General features: G+C 70.4%; 1 protein-coding gene and 1 pseudogene. Both read left to right on the top strand.

Annotated features, from left to right (window positions below):
- Nucleotides 1-84: 84 nt before the first annotated feature.
- Complete coding sequence (gene prfB / locus FNQ90_RS22305) at nucleotides 85-1,200, top strand: peptide chain release factor 2 (RefSeq protein WP_182607991.1); 1,116 nt, start codon at nucleotides 85-87, stop codon at nucleotides 1,198-1,200.
- 281 nt (nucleotides 1,201-1,481) lie between these two features.
- Nucleotides 1,482-1,669 (top strand): annotated as a pseudogene (locus FNQ90_RS22300) (hypothetical protein); the annotation flags it as partial.

The following is a 1,669-nucleotide window of genomic DNA, read 5'->3' as shown; positions in this document are numbered from 1 at the left end:
GTCCCGGTCCCCGGGACGCCCCGGCGGGAAACCCGTCCCGCCGACGAGCGGGTCCGCGCCCCACCAGCCGCTAGGCTGGGGGACGTGGCAGTCCTCGATGTATCCGAAGCGCTGAAGTCCCTCACCACCACGATGGAGTCCATCGAGGCCGTCCTCGACGTGGACAAGCTGAGGGCGGAGATCGCCGTGCTCGAGGAGCAGGCGGCGGCCCCCTCCCTGTGGGACGACCCCGAGAACGCCCAGAAGGTCACCAGCCGCCTCTCCTTCCTCCAGGGGCAGGTGCGCCGCACCGAGGAGCTGCGGAGCCGCATCGACGACCTGGCCGTCCTCTTCGAGCTCGGGGAGGCCGAGAGTGACGCGGAGACGCTGGAGGAGGCGCGCACCGAGCTGGACGCCATCCGCAAGGCGGTCTCCGAGCTCGAGGTGCGCACGCTGCTCTCCGGGGAGTACGACGAGCGCGAGGCGATGATCAGCGTCCGCGCCGAGGCCGGTGGCGTGGACGCCGCCGACTTCGCCGAGCAGCTCCAGCGGATGTACCTGCGCTGGGCCGAGCGCAAGGGCTACCCCACCGAGATCCTCGACACCTCCTACGCGGAGGAGGCGGGCATCAAGTCCACCACCTTCACGGTGAAGGCCCCCTACGCGTACGGCACCCTCTCCGTCGAGCAGGGCACCCACCGCCTGGTCCGTATCTCCCCCTTCGACAACCAGGGGCGCCGGCAGACCTCCTTCGCCGGTGTCGAGGTGCTTCCCGTGGTCGAGCAGACCGACCACATCGACATCCCGGAGAACGAGATCCGGATCGACGTCTTCCGCTCCTCCGGTCCCGGTGGCCAGTCGGTCAACACCACCGACTCGGCGGTGCGCATCACCCACCTGCCGACCGGCATCGTCGTCTCCTGCCAGAACGAGAAGTCCCAGATCCAGAACCGCGCCGCGGCCATGCGCGTCCTCCAGGCCCGCCTGTTGGCGCGCCGCAAGGAGGAGGAGCAGGCCAAGATGGACGCCCTCAAGACCGAGGGCGGCAACTCCTGGGGCAGCCAGATGCGTTCCTACGTGATGCAGCCGTACCAGATGGTCAAGGACCTGCGCACCGAGTACGAGGTCGGCACCCCGCAGGCGGTCCTGGACGGCGACATCGACGACTTCCTGGAGGCCGGCATCCGCTGGCGCAAGCGGCGGGAGCAGGAAGGGGAGTGATCCCCTCCCCCTCGGGGGCGACGAGGACCACGGCCCGGCGGTGCGCGCACCGCCGGGCCTCCTCACCGGATGGCCCGACAACCCCCGTGGAAAGCCGACTTGACGGGGTTGTGTGGAACGGGAAAGCTGTTCGCCCGGCAGACCCTGCGCGGGGCGCGTGTGGCCCGGGGGGCTCAACTGCACGACGGGGACCTCGATCACGGCCCGTCGCCCCTGTACGTCTGCCCCGATGATGCGTCATTGACACACAACTCCATCAATCACAGGGGGTAGTGGCTTTCATGGCCAATTCCAGGATCCGCATCGCGGCCGCCCGCGTGGCGGCCGGCGCGGTGTTCGCGGCGGGCGCCTCGTTCGCCGTCGCGGGCGTCGCCCAGGCGGACGGCACCACCGATCCGTGCGAGGTTTACGACCCGGGTGACCCGGCGTGCGATGAGCCCGACCCGGACCCGGACCCGGACCCCGACCC

The sequence above is a fragment of the Streptomyces alkaliphilus genome (assembly GCF_014141535.1).
GTDB lineage: Bacteria > Actinomycetota > Actinomycetes > Streptomycetales > Streptomycetaceae > Streptomyces > Streptomyces alkaliphilus.
Note: the sequence above shows the minus strand (reverse complement) of the source record. Positions and strands in the feature narration are given on the sequence as shown.